Below are 20,224 nucleotides of genomic sequence, written 5' to 3'. Positions count from 1 at the left end.
GTGGCCGCCCTAACCCATCAGGTTCCGCGCAAGCAGGTGACCGACGCGATCACGTTGTTGATCGACAACCTCGTCAACATCAAGGACGAGACGGGCGAGTTCCTGCTGCGGCTGGAGGACGGCCGCGTCATCGACACCAAGGGGTGGAACGACTGGGAATGGACGCACGGCATCGGCCTGTTCGGGCTGTGGCGCTATTACGAGCAGACCGGCGATGCCCATGCCTATGATGTGATGGTCAAGTGGTTCGAGGACCGCTTCGCCGCGGGCACGCCGACCAAGAACATCAACACCATGTCGCCGTTCCTGACGCTCGCCTATCTGTACGAGCAGACCGGGGATCAGAGCTATATCCCCTATCTCGACACCTGGGCCGAATGGCTGATGGCCGATGACGGCCTGCCCAAGACCGAGGAGGGCGGGTTCCAGCACATCGTCTTCAACGACGAGAATCCGGGTGAGCTGTGGGACGACACGCTGATGATGTCGGTGCTGCCGCTGGCCAAGATCGGCCTGCTGCTGAACCGTCCGCATTATGTGGAGGAGGCCAAGCGGCAGTTCCTGATCCACATAAAATATCTGTTCGATACGAAGACCGGCCTGTGGTTTCACGGCTGGGACTTCAACGAACGGCATAATTTTGCCGGCGCCCTGTGGGCGCGGGGCAATTGCTGGGTCACGATCGCGATCCCCGAGATCATCGAGATGCTCGATCTGCCCAAGGGCGATGCGTTCCGCACCTTCCTGATCGATACGCTGGCCGCACAGGTGAAGACGCTGGCGCAGCATCAGGACGAGAGCGGCCTGTGGCACACGCTGATCGTCGATCCGACCAGCTATCTGGAAGCATCGGCCACCGCCGGCTTCGCGTACGGCATCCTGAAGGCGGTGCGGAAGGGATATCTGCCGCGCCATTATGAGAGCGTCGGAATCAAGGCGGTGCAGGCGGTGCTGGCCAATATCGACGACAAGGGCGAGTTGAAGCAGGTCAGCTTCGGCACCGCGATGGGCGACACGATGCAGTTCTACAAGGACATCGCGCTGACCAGCATGCCGTACGGCCAGAGCCTCGCGATCGTTGCGCTGGGCGAGTTCCTGCGCTCGTATATCTGACGACTGACCGATGGCTGTTCCCCGGCGAAGGCCGGGGTCCAGTTGGGCCGAAGCGACGCGAAGACGCGCAACGCCCGCCAACGACCCACATCGCAACTGGACCCCGGCCGGCGCCGGGGAACGGATTGTTCTTACGTTGAGGAAGCCCATGGCCAGCACGCCCGCCGCTGTCGTTCCCGCGATGCCCGTGGCCCCCACGCGGCCGGTGCGCTGGTACAATTTGCTCGCCTATGGCTCGAACGATGTCCTCGGCGCCGGGTCGATGGCGGTCATCAGCACGTGGATACTGATCTTCTATACCAGCTTCTGCGGGCTGTCGGCGGCGCAGGCGACGATCATCTTCGGCGTGGCGCGGGTGCTGGATGCGTTCACCAGTCCGATGATCGGGCATCTGTCCGATAACATCGGACGGACGCGGCTGGGGAAAAGGTTCGGGCGGCGGCGGTTCTTCATCCTGGCCGCCATTCCGCTGCTGCCGGCGTTCGCGATCATGTGGGTGTCGGGGCAGAGCTTCTGGTATTACCTCGTCACCTACGTGCTGTTCGAGATGGTCTATGCGATGGAGATCATCCCGTACGAGACGCTCGCATCCGAAATGGCGACCGATTACCGGACCAAGGCGAAGTTCGCCGGCGCGCGCATCCTGTGCGGCCAGTGCTCCGCGATCGCCGCCGCGTTCCTGCCGGCCTGGCTGATCGCGTATCTGGGACCGGATTCGCCCGATACCTATCTGTACATGGGCATCATCTTCTCGATCCTGTTCATGGGCGCGGCGGGGCTGCTCTATGCATTCAGTTGGGAGCGGGAACGCCCGCCCGAGCTTGAGGCGGAGGAGGATGCGCGCGAGCGGCCGACGCTGGGCGCGTCGTTCCGGGCGCTGTACCGCAACCTGTTCTCGACGCTGCGCATCCGCGCCTTTCGCCTGCATCTGGGCATGTATCTGGGCGGGTACATCAGTCAGGATATCTACAACGCGGCCTTCACCTATTTCGTGATCTTTGCGCTGGCCGGATCGACGGCGATCGTCGGGCAGCTGGTCGGCGTGACGTATATCGTGCAGCTCGTGGCGGTGGTGCTGGCGATCAACTTCGCGCTGCGGCTGTCGCCGGCGATGGCGTACCGGTTCGCGGCGCTGAGTTTCGCGATCGGGGTGTTCATCTTCCTCGGCATGTACGGCGCGGGCTATACTGCGACGTCGTCGCTGTTCTGGCTGCCGGTGGTGTTCGCCGGGCTCGGCCGCGGCGCGCTGAACTACATCCCGTGGGCGACGTACAATTACATGGCGGACGTGGACGAGATCGTCACGGGCCGCCGCCGCGAGGGCGCCTTTGCCGGCGTGATGACGTTCGTTCGCAAGATGAGCCAAGCCGCAGCGGTCATTCTGGTGGGTCAGGTGATGCAGGCGTCGGGCTTCGTATCGAAGGCGACCGTCCAGAGTCCGCAGGCGATCGCGGCGATCGTCGGCGTGCTGGGGCTGGGCACGGTCGCGATGCTGATCTTCGGTGTGATCGTATCGACGCGCTTCCGGCTCGATCCGAAGACCCACGCGATCCTGCTGGACGAGATCGAGCATCTGCGCGCCGGCCACGACACGCCCACCGACGAACGTAACGCGCGCGTGGTCGAGGATCTGTCGGGCTGGCGATACGACCAGCTCTGGGGCCGGAACCCGGTGGCATGAGCGCGACGATGTTCGGGGCGGACAGCGCCCTGCCCCTGTGGGACGAACAGCCGGTCGAGGGCGCGTTCACGATCACCGATGCCGGGGTCGTCGGCGGGGTGGCGCGGCCGTGGCTGTTCGGTTTCGCCCCCGCCAACCCGACCGGCGCGGCGATGCTGGTGCTGGGCGGCGGCGGCTATACACAATTGATGGTGGAGCGCGAGGGCGTCGCGGTGGCGCGCTGGCTGAACGGGCTGGGCATCCACGCCTATGTGCTGGTACATCGCTTCCCGACCGCCGACACCGGACCGATGGCACCGCGCGCCGATGCGATCCGCGCGATGGCAATGATCCGGGCGCACGGTCATGGGCAAGTCGGTGTCGTCGGCCTGTCGTCGGGCGGGCATCTGGCCGCATGCCTGCTCGCGGCGGGAGCGGAAGTGGCGCGGCCGGACGTGGCGGTGATCGGCTACGCCCCGATCTCGACCAACGCGGCGGGCCGCACCGTCATCGCGGACAAGCCGCCGCTGCCGCCGGTGGAGAAGCAGGCGCTGTACGACCGGCTGCAACCCGACGCGCAACTGGCGGACGCACCGCCGCCGGTGTTCATCGTCTATGCCGGCAACGATCCGGTCGTGCCGGTGGCGAACGCGTACCGGCTGAAGGACGCGCTAGTCGCGAAGGGCGGTGCGCCGGAACTGCATGTGTTCGCCGATGCCCCGCACGGCTTTGCGCTGGATACCAAGACGGGGCCGGTGCGGCTGTGGCCCGAACTCTGCGCGGCGTGGCTGCGGCAGGTGGATTTCGTGCCGAAGGCCTGAGTCCGTCGTTGCGAGCGTAGCGAAGCAATCCAGAGCGTCACGCGCGCGGCCTCTGGATTGCTTCGCTGCGCTCGCAACGACGATGGGGTGTGAAAAAAGCCCCTCCTCTTCAGAGGAGGGGTTGGGGAGAAGGACGCCCTCTCGGTTGAGACATCCCCACCCCCAACCCCTCCCGCAAGCGGGAGGGGCTTTTCAGGCGATCAGCGCAGGTCCAGCATCACCACCGACTTCGCCGGCAACGTCACCGTCAGCGTGCCGCCGGCAATCTGCGCGCCGGTGAACGCCGCTGGCTTCACCGCATCGCCCGACCCGAAGTCGTTATGCGCCCCGATCGTGGCCGCCGTCAGGATGCGCCCCGTCACGCCGGTCGCCGCGACGCCTGTGATCGCCACCGACACCGATGCCGCCCGGTTGGGGTCGACGTTGGTCAGGGCTACGCGGACCACGCCGTCCGTACCGCGAGCGGCGGCGGCGCTGACCGATGGCACCGTCCACTGTTCCTTGTTGTACCACGGCGATTTCAGTTCCAGCGGCAGATAGGTCGCGTCCTGGAATCCCTTGTACATCTCGAACACGTGATAGGTCGGGGTCAGCACCATCTGCCCCTCGCGCGTCAGGATCATCGCCTGCAGCACGTTCACCATCTGGGCGATGTTGGTCATCCGCACGCGATCGGCATGACGCGCGAAGATGTTGATGTTCAGCGCCGCGACGATCGCATCGCGCATCGTGTTCTGCTGATACAGGAAGCCGGGATTCGTGTTCGGCTCGACGTCGTACCACGTCCCCCATTCGTCGACCGCCATGTTCACGCGCTTCTTGGGATCATATTTGTCCATGATCGCGCCGTGCTTCGTAATCAGTTCGTCCATCTTCAGCGTCTTCGAGATGGTGCGGGCGTAATCCTCCTCGGTGAACTGCGTCGCCGACCCCTTGCGCCCCCAGTCACCCGGCACCGTGTAATAATGCACGCCGATGCCGTCGATGCGGTCGCCCGCCTCGCGCATCATCACTTCGGTCCAGTTGTAATCGTCGGAGTTCGCACCGCTGGCGATGCGCAGCGTCTTCGTACCCTCCGGCACCTTTATGAAGGTGCCATAACGGCGGGTCAGATCGGCGGCATAGTCCGGCTTCATATTGCCGCCGCATCCCCACAGCTCGTTGCCGATGCCGAACATCGGCAGCTTCCATGGTTGCTTGCGGCCGTTCTTCGCGCGCTCGTCCGCCAGCGTACCGGCAGGCGAAGTCATGTATTCGACCCATTCGGCCATCTCGGCCGGGGTGCCGTTGCCGACATTGCCGGATACATACGCCTCGGCACCGATCAGTTCGGCGAAATCCATGAATTCATGCGTGCCGAACGCATTCGATTCGGTGACACCGCCCCAATGCGTGTTGATCTTCACCGGGCGCTTGTTGCGGGCACCGATACCTTCCCGCCAGTGATATTCGTCGGCGAAGCAGCCGCCCGGCCAACGCACGACCGGCACCTTCAGCGCACGCAGCGCCGCGACGACATCGTTGCGATACCCGCGGGTGTTGGGGATCTTCGATCCCGGCCCGACCCACAGGCCGCCATAGATGCCGTAGCCCAGATGCTCAGCGAACTGGCTGAAGATGCGGCGGTCGATCACCGGCCCCGGCGCATCGGCCTTCAACGTGGCCGTCGCGGTCACGGTGGTGGCCGACGGCGCGGCCTCCTGCGCCATCGCCGCCATCGGCGTCATCACCATCGCCGCCGACGCCATTACCAGCGCGAACAATCCTGCTCTCATCCGATCCTGCTCCCTTGTTATATTGTCTGAGTAATCGATCGGGAGCGGTACGTAAAGCTCAGGATACCTGTTGCGATTTTCCCTTCTCCGACCAGGCCGGAATCGTCCCGCGATCGATCGCGTCGGGCACCAGCGCCAGCAACTGGATCGCGGCCAGCCCCCATTGCGAGGCGGCGTTGGTCGACACCCCCGGCCATTCCATGACCCCCGCCACTGTACGGCGCGGATCGTTGGTCCAAGTGCCCAGCCCCGCCTCGCCCGAGAAAAACTCGCTCGCGGCGCGGGTCGCCAGCGCCGGGTCATGCTCCATCTGCGCGGCATAGGCGGTCAGGCGCGAATGTCCCTCGCGCAGGTTGCGGGGGCCGGCGGGCGGGCCGAACTTCGCCACGAACTGGTCGCGCGGCGCATTGTACCAGCGGCAATATTCCAGCCACGCGGCGCGGTAACGCGGCACGTCGATCAGCTGGATCAGTTCCGCATTCACCTCCACCGCGCCGAACACCGCGCTCAGATGCGACAGCCGGATCTTCCTGCCGGGATCCAGGTAACGCCCGCTCTTCAATTCGAACGGCGCGCTGCCGGTCAGCCAGCCGCGCTCCATGCGGCCGATACTGTCCATGCCGTTCGCCACCCGGTCGCGCCACTTCGTGTCGCCGGTTCGCTCCCATTCCGTCAGCCACGCGCCGGCCATCGCGGTCCAGCTGGGGCCGAAGCCCATGTCGATCGTGCCGGCTGGCGTCGGGGCGGGCGGGCCGCTTGGTACCTTGCGACCGATCTCGACACGGGTCAGCGTCTCGTCCGATGTCAGCAGGTCGCGCATCAGGTCGCCGACCCGCTCGTCGGCGGTCAGGTAATAGAATAGCCGGCGATAGGCGACGTTGGACACCCGCGGCTGTTTCGAACTGTCGGAGAAATGCTGCACGCCGTGGCGCGTGCCCATCCCCTTGAAGCGGCCGAGATGATACGTATCCACCTCACCGGTATGGCGCGTCATCGCCTCCGCCAACCGGAACGCCTGCGCCTTGCCGCTGCGCAGCGCCGCGTACCAGAGCCACAGGTCGGGCGAGAGTTCACTGTTCGCCCAGGCGAAACCGCCGATGTCGTATTTCCACTGATGCCGGTCGGAATCATAGCTGTGCATCACATCGCCATGGTTCCAGAACCCGTACCAGTTCCGCCGATCGACCTCGCCCGCATAGAAATCGACGAGGTGATCGAGCTGATCCTCGATCGCCGCGCGATTGGGGGTGGAGCGATCGGGCAGGTTCCAGATGCCCAGCACCTCCGCCGTGTGCAGGCTGGCGGGATCGGCCATCAACTGCGGCGGCACGGCACTGGCGGCGGCCATCGCCTGCAGCGTGCCGGTATCGGGGGTGGCGGGCAGCGCCCACAGCGTCAGTTCGCTGGTGCGGGCGATGCCGGTCGCCGAATCCCAGCCGGGTTCGTAATCCTCATAGGTGACGTCCAGCCCCTCGTTCTGGGCGGCGAATTCCTCCATCCCCATGACGCCGCGATACGGGCGCAGGTCCATCGGCGGCGCCTCGGGCGACCACATCCACGCCGTCAATTTCGCCTTGTCGGTCGCGGCATCGCGGATGTGCAGCGCGCTGGGATGGCGTTGCCAGAAATAGCGTTGCGCGATGGCGACGCCGCCCTCCGGGCCACCGACATAGGCGAGCCCCGGCGCGCGCGACCCTTGCGCGGAATCGACCCAGGCATGGCCCTCCTCCGTCCGCTTCACGATAGTGAAGCCGTGCGCGGTCGGCTGTTCCAGCGACACGTCGCCCCAGGCGGGGATACGCTCCAGCTTGTCGCGCACCGCCGGCGCCATCGACGCCAGTGCGGGCGTGGCACGGCCGGCGATCTGCGCCGCGCGGAACGCCTCGCCGGGATCTCGACGCAGGCCGGTCAGCGGCCGCACACCCTCCACGAACATCGCGCCATCGGTGGCGAGGCGCAGGTGGCGATCGTGCAGCGCACCACGCATCGGCACGCTCGCCTGCACGCCGATCGCCGACAGGAAATCCTTCGCGGGATCGCCGTCATAGATGAAACTGTGGACGATGCGCAGATGGCTGGTGCCGGCATAGGCATAGAGGCGCACGGTGAACGGCAGCCAACTCTTGCCGGCACCCTGATGCATCCCGCTCAGCCGGATCACCGCGCGGATCGGGCCGGTGCTTTCCACGACGGCGTTGTCGATGCGACCGGTAAAGGCGGCGGGTGCGCCATCGAGCGAGGGGCGCATCGCGCCGACCAGCGTGACGGGGCCGAGCACCGGCCGGTCGCCCTGTCGCGCGCCACGGATCAACACGTCGCCGCTCCGGGCGATCTCCCACGTCAGCGCGCCGGTGCGGACGGTGATGGTGTCGCTACGCTCGGTCACGCGCACCGGTTGCGACGGCATGGCGGGGCGACCGGGCGCGACCGCCAACCCCTCCATCGCCGTGCCGGGCGGCACCGCATGGGCGGTCCATTTAATCGATCCGTCGGGCCAGGTGGCGGTGGTCCAGTGCTGCGACGGCACCGCCCCGCCACCCGCACTCACCGACAGCGCCGCGCCTTTCCGCAAGGCACCGCGCGGCCACGCGACGCCGACCGTCTGCCCCAGATGCGATGGCGGCGCGGCGCCGTCGATCCAGCCCAGCGGCACCGGGCGAACGGCAGCCGGGCGCGCGATCGCGGCTCCCGTGCCGGGTGCGGCGACGGCAACGCCGCCCAACAGCGCGGTCTTCACCGCATCACGTCGGTTGATGGTCATGGCTCTCAAATCCTTCAGGGATGCGTGACGCGCACATGGCGCAGGCGCCAGTGGCTGGCGGTGGTGCGGAAACCGAACCAGCCGCGCGTGTAGGGATGCGGATCGTCCATCGCGAACAGCGGCGCGCCATCGCGACTGACCGCAATCCGCCGCCCGTCCGCGACCAGCCGGATGCGCGTCCAGCGATTGGCGACCAGCATTGCCGGCCGGTCGGCGCGGTCATGCTGCGGCAACAACGGCCGGTCGCCGGGCCGCCCGACATAGCGCCGCATCCGCGTCGTCGTGTTCCGGTTGCCGCCGATGCCGACATAATAGGTGAGAAGCGTGTCGTATTCCTCGAACCTGCCCGATCGCGGCGCGGCAAGCGGCGAGCCATCGGTCGCGCCCGGATCGGTCGCCATCCAGAAGGCGTTCAGATCGCTGACCGTATCGTTTGCGCCGCCAGCGGCAACCGCCATCGCCTCGAACTCGATCGCCACCGGCCCCGACAGGCGCTTCGCATACCAGAGCGTCAGCCCGCCGGCAGTATCGACGTCGATCGTCCCCGCCGCCATGCGAACGCGAGCGGCCGGATTTTCCGCCTCGATCCGCCACGCATCGGCGCGGATCGGCAGGTCGCGGGCCGGCAATGCGGCCGCCATCATCGTGGAGCAAACCGCCACTCCCCAAAAAAGAGGCCCGACGCGAACGGATCGCGCCGGGCCTATCCGACCGCCATGAAACGGACGATCGGAGGGGGAACTTTCAGGCGCCGGGCGGGCGGCAGCGGACATGGTCGGCACCTGCTCGCCCCGGTTCGTCACAGCTTCAACTGTGCGCCTACGAAGATGCGCTGACCGGGATAGGAGTACTCGATCGGCCGCGCGGCATCGATATAGGTCTTCGTGAACTCTTTGCCGAGGTTTTGCGCTTCGACCCAGACGTTGTAGCGCGGGGTGATGCGGAACAGCACCTTGCCATCGATATAGGTTTCACCACGACGGAAGATCGGATTGTTGCCGTTCGCAGCGTTGCTTGCCTCGACAAGCCATGAGCTACGACGGTTGTAGTTGAACTTCACGTTCAGCCAATCCTTGTCGTAGAATACGCTGGCGTTGTAGGTGAACTTCGACAAACCCGGATATGCGTTCAGCGGCTCGCCCGTGGCCTGATTGGTCAGCGCGTTGTTGAGTACGCGGGCATAGGTAAAGTTACCGCTGAGGCCAAAACCGTCAAACGGCTGTGGCAGGAACGTGAACACGGTCTGCGCGCTCGCCTCGAACCCGTCGAGCTTTGCACCGAAGCCGTTGACTGGCTGACGCACTGTATAAAGGGTGCCATCGCCGAACAGATTGACGTCCGCTCGCGTCTGGTTGGCGAGCACGAAGCTCTCGATATTCTTGTAATAGTAGCCAAGGCTGATGAGCGTATCGACGTTGGGATACCACGCGACGTTCAAATCATACTGAGAAGCACGATAAGGCAGCAGATCGGGATTGCCCGCCGTGCAGATGTCGTTGATGCCCACGGTATCCAACGTATCGAACGTGCAGGCGATCGAAGGCGACAGATCTGTTGGTCTGGGACGAGCGAGGTTTTTCGCATAGGTTCCGCGAACGAACAGGTTTTGTTGCACTTCCAGATTGAAATTCACGGCAGGCAACCAGTCGTGATAGTCGTTCTGAAGTGTGATTTCCTGCACTGACGTCGCCACCGTCTCGGTGACGGCCGGCACGATCGTACCATTGGGCAATGTGATACCGGTGCCGGCGACGATGCGCCGCTCGTTACGCGTATTGACGCTGGTGCCGCGATCACGCGTGTAGGTGTAGCGCAGACCGGCATTGCCCGTCAGGCGCATGCCGAACAATTCCTGTTCGAAATTGAATTTCAGATACCCGGCGACGATGTCCTCGTTGATGACATAACTCGGTATCTGCGGCAGGCCGTCGGCGAAACGGACATTGTCCTGATCGAAACCGGAAAGGTCATAATAGCGCGACAGGTTGCCGTAATCGAACAGGGGAATCGCGAGTCGCGTTGGCGCACCGTCCGGGGCAACGGAAAGGCCCGAGAACAGCGGCGCACCGCCAGTAACACCTGCATTCTGCGCCACAAACTGCTGATACTGCGATTGCGTCAGATAAACGGTATTGGCCGCACGAACGGCGGGCGGAGTATCGGTGATGATCGTGTTCAGCGAAACGTTGGCGCTTGTCTGAAACAGGGCTGGCACGCCGACGATGCCGGCGGCTGGAACCGCCGTTACCTGTGGCCGCAACAACCGGTTACCGCCGCCGAGATAGCGAAAAAATCCGGATTCACGATACTGGCCACCAAATTCCACGCTGCTCAGCACCGGTAACAGGCCGCTGGTGTCGTAATCGACATCCAGCTTCAACTGCTTCTCACTCGTGCCAGCATCTTCGGGACGATACTGAACGCTTGGCCCCGCCTGCAACAACCGCTGCCCATTGGCACCTGTACGGTTGAAATTGGCGTAGTCAGCTGGATTTGCCGGATCAAAGCTTTCCGGGAAGGTCAGCACGGGCACCCCCGCCTCGTTGCGGCGATCGACCTGGATGCTGCCCACACCGGTGCTGATCGCCACCAGGTTGGTATTGTTGATGAGCTTTGCCTTGGAATAGGAAGCAAGGCCGATCATCTTCATCCGGTCCAGTTCCCAGTTGAAACCGGTCTGATAATATTGCGTCAGCTGGTTATAGTCGAAATCGCGACGTTGCACCGAAACGATGCTGTTTGCGCCAAGATAGGTCGGCGCCGCCGCCGTGCCGGTATTGATGCCGTTAGCCTGCGTGATCCAGCTGGTGACGGTGTGCGTCTCTTGGTCGATACTGAATGTGCCCGGGGTAATGCGCTGCCGGCTGGCGCCCTCGAACAGGTTCGTGCCGAGCGCACGACCGACCGGAGTGATCGGACCATCGAAGTTGAAGCGATCGACTGAACCGGCGTTCACCGCATAATTGGCATCGCGTAATTGCTGGATACGCTGATTGACCTGCGCTTGCCCCCAGACGTTGAAGTTGTCGGCGACCTTGAACTGCAATTGGAAATCGGCGGTCGTGCGCTTGTCGTTGCGGTCCAGCGTCCGGTAACGGGCGATCGTTGGAGCCCAGTCGAAAAACTGGGTTTCGCAGGCAAGACGATTGGCGGTCGCGACCGCCTGCGTATTGCCGGTCGCGCCGGAGCAACTCTCATAGGTCGCGTAATTGGCATAGGTCGGATTAGCGATCGTCTTGGTGGTCGAGCGATCGAAATCGGCAATGCGCCCCCAATTCGTGTTCGCTGCGTAATCTTCGCGCGTATCGACATCGGAATAGGTAACGTTGACGATGAAGCCGAGCCGGTTGTCTAGATAATCGCCACGGCCTGCCGTCAGATTGAACCGTGGTTTCCAAGACTCGGTCAGATCAAGGTGCTGCGCCTCCGCCCGGACACTGAAGATCGGGTTCTTCAATTCCAGCGGACGCCGCGTCTCGACGCTGACCGTGCCGCCAATGCCGCCTTCGGTCAGATCGACCGTATAGCCCTTGTACACATCGATCGACTTGACCAGTTCGACCGCCAGTTCACGGAAGTCACCGCCGCGACCACCGAGCGCCGACTGCTGGCTGACACCATTGATCTCGACACGGTTCAGATCGGGTTCGACGCCACGGATCGAGATTTGGTTGCCCTCACCAAAGGCGCGGCTCAACTGCACGCCGGTGATGCGACCCAACGCTTCACCGACGTTCTTGTCCGGGAAGCTGGCGATGTCGTCGGCGACGATCGAATCGACCACCGTGCCGGCGTTCTTCTTGCGGGCGATCGCGGACTGCAGGGACGCGCGGGTACCGGTGACGATGATGTCTTCGGGGTTGGTGTTTTCCGGCGTGTCCGGCGTCGCCGGGTCCTGCGTCGTAGACACCGTCTCCGGCGCGGCTTCGACGGCCTGGCTGCCGGTCGTATCGGTCGCAGGGGCGGTCGTCGTGGCCGTTTGCGCCTGCGCGGGCGCGATCAGGGCCATGCCGCTCGCCAATGCGATGATCGAGGTCGCGCCCTGGATGGCGACCATACGGGTCCGAAACGTCATCAAGCAAACCTCCCCTGTCATCACTCCCCGCGGCACCGGTCAGGGTACCGCCGGCACTTTTCCCATGCCTTAAATCCGACATATCCGAGATCGGGCAGGATGCAAATCTATTTTCAACATGTCGAAAATTAATCCATATGTTAGGACAAAGAAAATATGAGGAGGATGTCATGCGAAGGATTTGGTGGGCGGCGTGGCTTCCCATGGCGGTCGCGACGGGGGCTGTGGCTTATGCCGCGAGCCCGACCGCATCGGTCGGCGGGCGCCAGATGGAGCGGCTGGATCGTGGCCTGATCGCGGTGCCGGCGACGGATGGCGGCAACCATGTCCAGTGGCGATCGCTCGGCACCGATCCCGCCGGCACCCGCTTCGAAATCTGGCGCGATGGCCGGCGGCTGGCTGCGATTGGCGGCGGCGAGGCCACCAGCTTTCATGATCGCAGCGGCACCGCCACGTCGCGCTACACCATCACCGTACCGGGCACGCGGGAACGCGCCGCCGCCGTAACCCCTTGGGCCGCCGGTTTCCTGCGCATCCCGCTCGACAAGCCGGCCGACCGCACGACGCCCGATGGCGAGCGATATGGCTATACCGCCAACGACGTCAGCGTCGGCGATCTGGATGGCGACGGCCGCTACGAGCTGATCGTGAAATGGTATCCGACGATCGCCAAGGACAATGCCTTTGCCGGCTATACCGGCGAGACGCTGCTCGATGCCTATACGCTGGATGGCAAGCGGCTCTGGCGGATCGATCTGGGTCGCAATATCCGATCCGGCGCGCACTATACGCAGTTCATGGTGCAGGACTTCGACGGCGATGGCCAGGCGGAGGTGATGATGAAGACCGCCGACGGCACGATCGACGGCACCAGTCGGACAATTGGCGATGCGAAGGCAGACTGGCGCGGCACGGCAGCGGATGGCGAGGTCGATCAACGCGACCGCACAGGCTCGAAGACGCTGGCCGACGGCCGCCGCGTTGCGCCGCTGGTCGGGCGTATCCTGAAGGGGCCGGAGTTCATCTCGGTCTTCGACGGTCGCACCGGCGGGATGCTCGCCACCGCGCCCTATGCGCCGCCACGCGATGCGACCACGACAACGCCGACGACCGCGCAGCTGACCGCGACCTGGGGCGATGGCTATGCCAACCGGTCCGATCGGTATCTGGCGGGCGTCGCCTATCTGGACGGCGCGCGGCCGAGCGCGATCTTCGGGCGCGGCTATTATGCGCGGTCGACGGTGGCGGCATGGGACTGGCGCGATGGCAAGCTGACGCAACGCTGGTTGTTCGATTCCGCCGCGCCGGGCAACGCCGCCTTCGGCGGTCAGGGCAATCACCAATTGTCGGTCGCCGATGTCGATGGCGATGGCCGCGACGAGGTGATCTATGGGTCGATGGCGATCGACGATACCGGGCGCGGTCTGTGGTCGAGCGGACTGGGGCACGGCGATGCGATGCACGTCTCCGATCTCGATCCGACGCGGCCTGGACTGGAGAAGTTCGGCGTGCATGAAGATGTGCGCGGCAATGGCGGGATCGGCGCGGCGATGCTCGATGCCCGCACCGGCGAGCGATTGTGGACGAAGCCCGCCGACACCGACACCGGGCGCGGCATCGCCGCCGATATCGATCCCCGCCATCCGGGCGCCGAAATCTGGGCATCCAACGCGCGCGATCTGTTCGACGTTAAGGGTCGGGCGATCCCCGGCGGCCGGCCTCGCGCCGCCAATTTCGCGATCTGGTGGGACGGCGATCCGTTGCGCGAACTGCTCGACGGGACGCGGATCGGCAAATGGGACTGGCTGACCGGCACGGAGCGGCCGCTATTGTCGCCGGAGGGCGCGGCGTCGAACAACGGCACGAAGAACAATCCGGCGCTGAGTGCGGATATCCTGGGCGACTGGCGCGAGGAACTGGTGGTCCGCGATACCGACAGCACAGAACTGCGGATCTACGCCACGCCGTATCCGACGAAGTACCGGCTGGCGACGTTGATGCACGACCCGGTCTATCGCGCGGGCGTCGCGTGGCAGAACACGGCATATAATCAGCCGCCGCACACGTCGTTCGATATGATGACGCGGCTGGAGGGCAGAACCGGGCGATGAATTGTTCCCCGGCGGAGGCCGGGGTCCAGTTGGGAGCCGCTGATTATCGAGCGCTGCGGCCGGTCACTACCACCTTTCCAACTGGACCCCGGCCTCCGCCGGGGATCGGTCACGCGGTAAACGACGCCGTCGTCTTCGCCCTCACCTCGTCCACCGTCACCCCCTGCGCGCATTCGACCAGCCGGAACGGCGTATCGTGATCCGCCCGCTGGAACACCGCCAGATCGGTGACGATCATGTCGACCACGTTCTTCCCCGTCAGCGGCAGGGAACAGGCTGGAATGAACTTGGGGTCGCCGTTCTTCGACGTGTGTTCCATCACGACGATGATCTTCTTCACCCCGGCGACCAGGTCCATCGCCCCGCCCATGCCCTTGATCATCTTGCCGGGGATCATCCAGTTGGCGATGTCGCCACCCTCGCTGACCTCCATCGCGCCCAGCACGGTCAGGTCGATATGGCCGCCGCGGATCATCGCGAAGCTCTGCTCGCTGCCGAAATAGGCGGAGGACGGCAGCTCGCTGATCGTCTGCTTGCCGGCGTTGATAAGGTCGGCATCGACCTCGTCGTCATAAGGGAACGGGCCGATGCCCAGCATCCCGTTCTCCGACTGCAACGTCACCGTCATGCCGGCGGGGATGTTGTTGGCCACCAGCGTCGGGATGCCGATGCCGAGATTCACGTAGAAGCCGTCCTGCAATTCCTGCGCGGCGCGGGCGGCCATCTGGTCACGAGTCCAGGCCATCAGTTCAGCTTCCCTTCCTGTATCGTCTCGATCTTGCCAAACTGGTCGCGCAGTTGCTCACCCACGCCATCGACGATCGCCTGAAGCGCCTGCCTCTCGTCGATCGACCATGTGCCGGCATAGGCGCGGGCCGCATGGCGGATAGTGTCGGCCATCAGATAACCGAAGACGGTGGGATCTTCGAGCACATGCGCGGCGATCCACACGCTACTGCCCGCACCATCGGTGATCCAGATACGTGCGATCTCCGCCGACTCCTCGGTCAGCACATCGCCGTCCTCCAGCCGGATGGCGCCCTGCTGCTCCGTCTTCATGCTGGCTCCCTTTCGCGCACGGTACGGAACTCGATCTTCTTGTCGTAAGGGCTGCCGACGATCATCCGCTTAACATAGATGCCGGGCAGATGGATGTGGTCGGGATCGAGCGAGCCGACCGGCACCACCTCCTCCACTTCCGCCACGCAGATGCGGCCGGCGGTGGCCATCGGCTGGTTGAAGTTGCGCGCGGTCTTGCGGAAGATCAGGTTGCCGCTCTCGTCCGCCTTCCACCCCTTGATGATCGACAGGTCGGCACGGATGCCGCGTTCGAGGATGAACTCCTCACCGTCGAAGACCTTCACCTCCTTGCCCTCCGCCACCTGCGTGCCGACGCCGGTCTTGGTGTAGAAGCCGGGGATACCGGCGCCGCCCGCGCGGCAACGTTCGGCCAGCGTCCCCTGCGGGCAGAACTCCACGTCCAGCTCGCCGCTCAGATATTGCCGCTCGAACTCCTTGTTCTCGCCGACATAGCTGGAGATCATCTTCTTCACCTGTCGCGTGCGCAGCAGCTTGCCGAGCCCTTCGTTATCGATGCCGGCATTGTTGCTGGCGATCGTCAGGCCGGTGGTGCCCGCATCGCGGATCGCGTCGATCAGGCGCTCGGGAATCCCGCACAGGCCGAACCCGCCCGCACAGATCGTCATGCCGTCGTGGAGCAATCCCTCCAGCGCGCTCGCGGCATCCGGGTAAAGCTTTCGCATCGATATCCCTCCGTTTGCCGACGCGTTAAGCGGCCCGGTGCCCTGCGGTCAATTGCACGCGAAAGTTGACTTTCACGTACGACGCGCTAGTGGCACCCCCGCGTTCGGCAGGCTTCTGCCCGCCGAACTCCGTCCGAGACAGCAGGTGTCGTGGGTTTGCCACGGCTTAATGTCCTGCCGAGACGGGGATAGAGATTTATCTGCCGTATTCCATGCGGCCGGTCCCCCTTCCCCATCGATGGACTCAACCGGGCACGTCCTTTTCGGGCGTGTCCAAACGTGGAGAATGGCATGGATCGGACTGAAAAGGCCGCAGCCGTCGCCGAGTTGAACCGTAACTTTGCCGAAGTCGGCGTGGTCGTCGTGACCCGCAACCTCGGCATGACCGTCGCACAGTCCACTGTGCTGCGCGGCAAGATGCGGGACGCTGGCGCGACGTACAAGGTCTCGAAGAACAAGCTTGCCAGGATCGCGCTCGACGGGACCGACTATGGATCGATCGGCGATATGCTGACCGGCCCTGTCGCTCTCGCTTCCTCGATCGACCCGGTCGCCGCAGCCAAGGTTGCGGTCGATTTCGCGAAGACGAACGACAAGTTCGAAATCGTGGGTGGCGCGATGGGCTCGACGCCCCTCGACGTCGCGGGCATCCAGGCACTCGCAACGCTGCCGTCGCTGGACGAACTGCGTGCCAAGATCGTCGGCCTCATCGTGGCACCCGCCACGAAGATCGCCACGATCACGCAGGCTCCGGCTGCACAGCTCGCGCGCGTGCTGTCCGCCTATGCGGAGAAGGAGGCGGCATAAGCCGTCTTGAGCATTCCTGGTTTCAACCTGAACTTTGGGGGCATCGTCCCCCGCATGGAGAATACACATGGCAGACCTGAACGCGCTCGTTGAGAGCCTGAGCGAACTGACCGTCCTGGAAGCAGCCGAGCTGTCGAAGCTGCTCGAAGAGAAGTGGGGCGTTTCGGCCGCAGCAGCGGTCGCAGCACCGGCAGCTGGCGGCGGCGCCGCCGCACCGGCCGCTGAAGAGCAGACCGAGTTCGACGTGATCCTGACCGGCGACGGTGGCAAGAAGATCAACGTCATCAAGGAAGTCCGCGCGATCACCGGCCTGGGCCTGACGGAAGCCAAGACGCTCGTCGAGAGCGCTCCGAAGGCCGTCAAGGAAGGCGTGAACAAGGACGAGGCCGCCAAGCTGAAGGCTCAGCTGGAAGCAGCCGGCGCGACCGTCGAGGTCAAGTAAGCCGCAGCAGGAATGCGGGGCAGCGAAGCTACCCGGCATCCCTGCAAGGCCGGCCGGCGGGCATAGCCCGACCGACGTCATGGGATTTACTCCCATGACGGCTCGCCAAGGATAAAGGGCGGCTCCCACACGGGGGCCGCCCTTTCTCGTTTCGGCGAAAAAAGCGGCCAGAACCGGACGATCTTAGCTCACCCGTTCGTCCTGAGTAGGGATTGAGCCCTTCGACTTCGCTCAGCAACCGTATTGCGGGTCAAGCAGGATCGGCACGCCATGGTCGATCATGGGCGAGCATGGAGTTAGCGGTGGTGATAAGTTTGCGCATGGCGGCGACGATGGCGACCTTGGGCGGCTTTCCTTGTTCGCGCAGGTGCTTGTAGAACGGGCGTATGGCGGGATTGCAGCGGATGGCGACCACCGTGGCCATGTAGAGGCAGCAGCGTGCCGACATTCGTCCGCCGGCGATATGTGCCTGGCCGCGGGACATGCCACTGTCACGGTTCATGGGGGCGACACCGGTGAGCGCGGCGATCTGCTTGTTGCCGGTGGTACCGAGTTCCGGCAATTCGGCGACCAGCGTTGCAGCGGTGACGACCCCGACACCGGGGATGCTCCGCAGCAGTTCAGCACGCCGGGCGAGCATGCCATCAGCTTCGATGGCGTCGGCGATCGCTTGGTCGATGGCGGCGATTTCCCCGACCAGGAAAGCCAGGTGCCGTTCAACCGAACCGGTGACGAGCGGCTGCCCCGGGATCGGCTCGCGCTGCTTTTCCTGGGCGGCGGTATCGACTAGCTGGCGGCGTCGGCGGACCAGGTCGGTCAGCCGGACCTGTTCAGGCGATGGTGCAGGCGATGCCGGCGGCTGCATGGCATCAGCGAACCGCAAGATGGCGGCCGCGTCAATCTCGTCCGTTTTCGCCAGTCGACCGGTGGCACGGGTGAAAAATCCCGCACCTGGCGGGGGTTGACCCGGCTGAGCGAAACCGCCCCGGCGGCCAGGTCGCTCGTCAAGCGTCGTGTGTACCCGCCGGTCGCCTCGCAGACGACATGTGGGCTGTTCAGCCGTTGGACCCGCCGGATCAGCGCGGCAATGCCGCTGGCATCGTTCGGCGTGCGCCATACCTTGGACACGCCGGGAAAGGCGACATCGAGATGATGCTTGGAAACGTCGATGCCGACATGGCTTGGCTGCTGCATGATGACTCCACCTCGCATGCGGGCTCGGGCGCCCGATCAACCGTTCGACACAATCACGAGGGAGCAGGCGGCCGAGCTGAGTTGCGATCTCGAAGACCAAGGAGAGCCACGATCTGCCCGCTCCCGCGCGATGCCGGGTCATGAACCGGCATCGCGCGGGAGCAGCGCATCACATCTGCGCCGATCCTGCCAGCAATATACGAGGAGAGCCTTGTCGAAAGCCCGTATCGAAGGACAGGTTGGTAGCCGGAACGGTGCTTCGATACGAGCCCTCGATACGCCCCTGCGGGGCTACTCGATCTCTACTCAGCACGAACAGACAGATGAAGACATACGATTGTTCTTGAGCGCCACCCCGCCTTCAAACGAAGAAGCCAAACAGGCAAAGTCAGCGAAGGAACAACGAATGATCTCTGACAGCATCAGGATATTCGCAGCGATCGCGGTCGCCATCGCCATCGCCATCACCTTCGCCGCCCCCTCACCCGCCGCCCCGCACTCCCCCATCATCCGATCCGAATTCATCTACACCACCGCCCCCTATCCGCAGGCCCACGCCTCGACGATCGTCGAGTTGCCCGATGGCACGCTGGCCGCTTCCTGGTTCGGCGGCACTGGCGAAAGCCGCCCGGACGTAGCGATCTGGTTCGCCCGCCGCGGCCCCGCCGGCTGGGCGACGCCCGTCGCGGTCGCCGACGGCAAGACCACGGACGGCCGCCAGTTTCCGACCTGGAACCCGGTCCTGTTCCAGCCGCCCGGCGGCGACCTGCACCTGTTCTACAAGGTCGGCCCGTCACCGCGCGACTGGTGGGGCATGGTCATCACCTTCACCGATGGCGGTCGTCACTGGAGCACCCCGCGTCGCCTTCCCGATGGCGTCCTCGGCCCGATCAAGAACAAGCCCGTCATCGCCCCGGACGGCGCATGGCTTTCCCCCTCCAGCCGCGAGGAAGGGACGCCAGAGGACAATATCTGGTCGATCCGCATCGAGCGCAGCACCGATCGCGGCCGGACATGGCGGGTCGGCGACCGGATCGCCTCGCCGATGCATATCGAGGCGATCCAGCCCAGCATCCTGTCGCACCCCGCCGGCAAGCTGGAACTGGTCGCCCGCACCCGACAGGGAGCGCTGGCCATGAGCTGGTCAAGCGACGCCGGCGTCACGTGGTCGCCGCTCGCCGCGATCGACCTGCCCAATCCCAATGCCGGCACCGATGCGGTGACGCTGCGCGATGGCCGTCAGCTCATCGTCTATAATCACAGCGCCCATTTCCCCGACCGCCCCGGCGACGGCCCCCGCTGGCCGCTCAACATCGGCCTGTCGGATGACGGCATCCACTGGCGCAACGCCCTGACGCTGGAGAGCCGACCCGTGCCCGATGGCTATGCCTATCCCGCCGTCATCCAGACACGCGACGGCCTGATCCACGTCACCTACACCCACAACCGCACCCGCATCCGCCACGTCGTGATCGATCCGCGCCGACTGAGGTAACGCGGCTTACCCTTTGACACGACCCAACACCGACCCTATATCGCGATCCTTGCCACAGTCTCCGGGAAACGACGCGCCGTCGCGCAGCGCGCTGATCGAATGGGAAACTGACGGTATCAGGACGCCGAAAGCCGACGCACGGGTTGCGATCGGCTTTTTTGCGTCCGACCCCTGCGCCCGTAATTCTGGCTGATGAGGCAAAAGCTA

Annotated in this window: 16 protein-coding genes; 7 read left to right on the top strand and 9 right to left on the bottom strand. The window is 64.7% G+C overall.

The annotated features are described in order from the left end of the window. The 3 genes from bglB (at nt 1) to JAO74_RS01840 (ending at nt 3,594) form a co-directional block, all read left to right on the top strand. Nucleotides 1–1,113, top strand: a complete 1,113-nt coding sequence (gene bglB / locus JAO74_RS01850; protein WP_199034455.1) for a beta-galactosidase BglB — start codon at nt 1–3, stop codon at nt 1,111–1,113. A 148-nt stretch (nt 1,114–1,261) separates the two neighbouring features. Next, nucleotides 1,262–2,794, top strand: coding sequence for an MFS transporter (locus JAO74_RS01845; RefSeq protein ID WP_233150551.1), 1,533 nt, complete (start codon nt 1,262–1,264; stop codon nt 2,792–2,794). After that, entirely contained in the window at nt 2,791–3,594 is an 804-nt protein-coding gene (locus JAO74_RS01840) for an alpha/beta hydrolase (protein ID WP_199034453.1), read from the top strand. Before JAO74_RS01845 ends, JAO74_RS01840 begins: the two co-directional genes overlap by 4 nt. Before the next feature lie 200 nt (nt 3,595–3,794). Here the strand turns inward: JAO74_RS01840 and JAO74_RS01835 are convergent, their stop codons facing one another. From JAO74_RS01835 to JAO74_RS01820, 4 genes are all read right to left on the bottom strand, one after another. Next, nucleotides 3,795–5,369 (bottom strand): alpha-N-arabinofuranosidase, encoded by a 1,575-nt coding sequence (locus tag JAO74_RS01835; protein ID WP_199034451.1) that lies wholly within the window; start codon nt 5,367–5,369, stop codon nt 3,795–3,797. Between the two features lie 58 nt (nt 5,370–5,427). Next, on the bottom strand, nt 5,428–8,130 hold the full coding sequence (locus JAO74_RS01830; protein WP_199034449.1) for an exo-rhamnogalacturonan lyase family protein: 2,703 nt from the start codon (nt 8,128–8,130) through the stop codon (nt 5,428–5,430). Between the two features lie 14 nt (nt 8,131–8,144). Continuing rightward, nucleotides 8,145–8,774, bottom strand: a complete 630-nt coding sequence (locus tag JAO74_RS01825) for a DUF6250 domain-containing protein (protein ID WP_199034448.1) — start codon at nt 8,772–8,774, stop codon at nt 8,145–8,147. Nucleotides 8,775–8,929: 155 nt separating this feature from the next. Further along, a complete protein-coding gene (locus JAO74_RS01820; protein WP_416194277.1) occupies nt 8,930–12,139 on the bottom strand; it encodes a TonB-dependent receptor in 3,210 nt (1,069 codons plus the stop codon). A gap of 236 nt (nt 12,140–12,375) precedes the next feature. Here JAO74_RS01820 and JAO74_RS01815 point away from each other — a divergent pair, with 236 nt between their 5' ends. Beyond that, entirely contained in the window at nt 12,376–14,316 is a 1,941-nt protein-coding gene (locus JAO74_RS01815) for a rhamnogalacturonan lyase (protein ID WP_416194265.1), read from the top strand. Between the two features lie 109 nt (nt 14,317–14,425). Here JAO74_RS01815 and JAO74_RS01810 read toward each other — a convergent pair whose 3' ends face one another. Genes JAO74_RS01810 through JAO74_RS01800 form a run of 3 tightly spaced genes read right to left on the bottom strand, consistent with a single transcriptional unit; the run spans nt 14,426 to nt 16,079 of the window. Further along, nucleotides 14,426–15,061, bottom strand: a complete 636-nt coding sequence (locus tag JAO74_RS01810; protein ID WP_199034444.1) for a 3-oxoacid CoA-transferase subunit B — start codon at nt 15,059–15,061, stop codon at nt 14,426–14,428. After that, nucleotides 15,061–15,375, bottom strand: a complete 315-nt coding sequence (locus tag JAO74_RS01805) for a DUF5076 domain-containing protein (protein ID WP_199034442.1) — start codon at nt 15,373–15,375, stop codon at nt 15,061–15,063. Before JAO74_RS01805 ends, JAO74_RS01810 begins: the two co-directional genes overlap by 1 nt. After that, entirely contained in the window at nt 15,372–16,079 is a 708-nt protein-coding gene (locus JAO74_RS01800) for a CoA transferase subunit A (RefSeq protein ID WP_199034440.1), read from the bottom strand. The genes JAO74_RS01805 and JAO74_RS01800 overlap by 4 nt, the downstream gene beginning before the upstream one ends. Nucleotides 16,080–16,370: 291 nt before the next feature. On the opposite strand from JAO74_RS01800, the gene rplJ reads away from it, so the two are divergent. Then, nucleotides 16,371–16,886 (top strand): 50S ribosomal protein L10, encoded by a 516-nt coding sequence (gene rplJ, locus JAO74_RS01795; protein ID WP_199034438.1) that lies wholly within the window; start codon nt 16,371–16,373, stop codon nt 16,884–16,886. Between the two features lie 67 nt (nt 16,887–16,953). After that, nucleotides 16,954–17,328: a 50S ribosomal protein L7/L12 gene (rplL, locus tag JAO74_RS01790; protein ID WP_199034436.1), complete on the top strand. Its 375-nt coding sequence runs from the start codon at nt 16,954–16,956 to the stop codon at nt 17,326–17,328. 250 nt (nt 17,329–17,578) lie between these two features. On the opposite strand, the gene JAO74_RS01785 is transcribed toward rplL, so the two are convergent. Next, nucleotides 17,579–18,193, bottom strand: a complete 615-nt coding sequence (locus JAO74_RS01785; protein WP_199034434.1) for a transposase — start codon at nt 18,191–18,193, stop codon at nt 17,579–17,581. Further along, a complete protein-coding gene (locus JAO74_RS01780) occupies nt 18,145–18,522 on the bottom strand; it encodes an IS110 family transposase (RefSeq protein WP_199034432.1) in 378 nt (125 codons plus the stop codon). The genes JAO74_RS01785 and JAO74_RS01780 overlap by 49 nt, the downstream gene beginning before the upstream one ends. A 406-nt stretch (nt 18,523–18,928) precedes the next feature. Here JAO74_RS01780 and JAO74_RS01775 point away from each other — a divergent pair, with 406 nt between their 5' ends. After that, a complete protein-coding gene (locus JAO74_RS01775; RefSeq protein WP_199034430.1) occupies nt 18,929–20,017 on the top strand; it encodes a sialidase family protein in 1,089 nt (362 codons plus the stop codon). The last annotated feature ends 207 nt before the right edge of the window (nt 20,018–20,224 follow it).

The organism is Sphingomonas mollis, from assembly GCF_016427505.1.
In the GTDB taxonomy this organism is placed as follows: domain Bacteria; phylum Pseudomonadota; class Alphaproteobacteria; order Sphingomonadales; family Sphingomonadaceae; genus Sphingomonas; species Sphingomonas mollis.
This window is presented reverse-complemented; position numbering and strand designations above follow the sequence as displayed.

Coding starts and splice junctions, on each gene's coding strand:
- JAO74_RS01805 (WP_199034442.1), bottom strand. CDS start 15,375: ATGAAGACGGAGCAGCAGGGCGCCATCCGGCTGGAGGACGGCGATGTG.
- JAO74_RS01820 (WP_416194277.1), bottom strand. CDS start 12,139: ATGGCCCTGATCGCGCCCGCGCAGGCGCAAACGGCCACGACGACCGCC.
- rplL (WP_199034436.1), top strand. CDS start 16,954: ATGGCAGACCTGAACGCGCTCGTTGAGAGCCTGAGCGAACTGACCGTC.
- JAO74_RS01780 (WP_199034432.1), bottom strand. CDS start 18,522: ATGCAGCAGCCAAGCCATGTCGGCATCGACGTTTCCAAGCATCATCTC.
- JAO74_RS01830 (WP_199034449.1), bottom strand. CDS start 8,130: ATGACCATCAACCGACGTGATGCGGTGAAGACCGCGCTGTTGGGCGGC.
- rplJ (WP_199034438.1), top strand. CDS start 16,371: ATGGATCGGACTGAAAAGGCCGCAGCCGTCGCCGAGTTGAACCGTAAC.
- JAO74_RS01785 (WP_199034434.1), bottom strand. CDS start 18,193: ATGCAGCCGCCGGCATCGCCTGCACCATCGCCTGAACAGGTCCGGCTG.
- JAO74_RS01810 (WP_199034444.1), bottom strand. CDS start 15,061: ATGGCCTGGACTCGTGACCAGATGGCCGCCCGCGCCGCGCAGGAATTG.
- JAO74_RS01800 (WP_199034440.1), bottom strand. CDS start 16,079: ATGCGAAAGCTTTACCCGGATGCCGCGAGCGCGCTGGAGGGATTGCTC.
- JAO74_RS01845 (WP_233150551.1), top strand. CDS start 1,262: ATGGCCAGCACGCCCGCCGCTGTCGTTCCCGCGATGCCCGTGGCCCCC.
- JAO74_RS01775 (WP_199034430.1), top strand. CDS start 18,929: ATGATCTCTGACAGCATCAGGATATTCGCAGCGATCGCGGTCGCCATC.
- JAO74_RS01815 (WP_416194265.1), top strand. CDS start 12,376: ATGCGAAGGATTTGGTGGGCGGCGTGGCTTCCCATGGCGGTCGCGACG.
- JAO74_RS01835 (WP_199034451.1), bottom strand. CDS start 5,369: ATGAGAGCAGGATTGTTCGCGCTGGTAATGGCGTCGGCGGCGATGGTG.
- JAO74_RS01840 (WP_199034453.1), top strand. CDS start 2,791: ATGAGCGCGACGATGTTCGGGGCGGACAGCGCCCTGCCCCTGTGGGAC.
- JAO74_RS01825 (WP_199034448.1), bottom strand. CDS start 8,774: ATGATGGCGGCCGCATTGCCGGCCCGCGACCTGCCGATCCGCGCCGAT.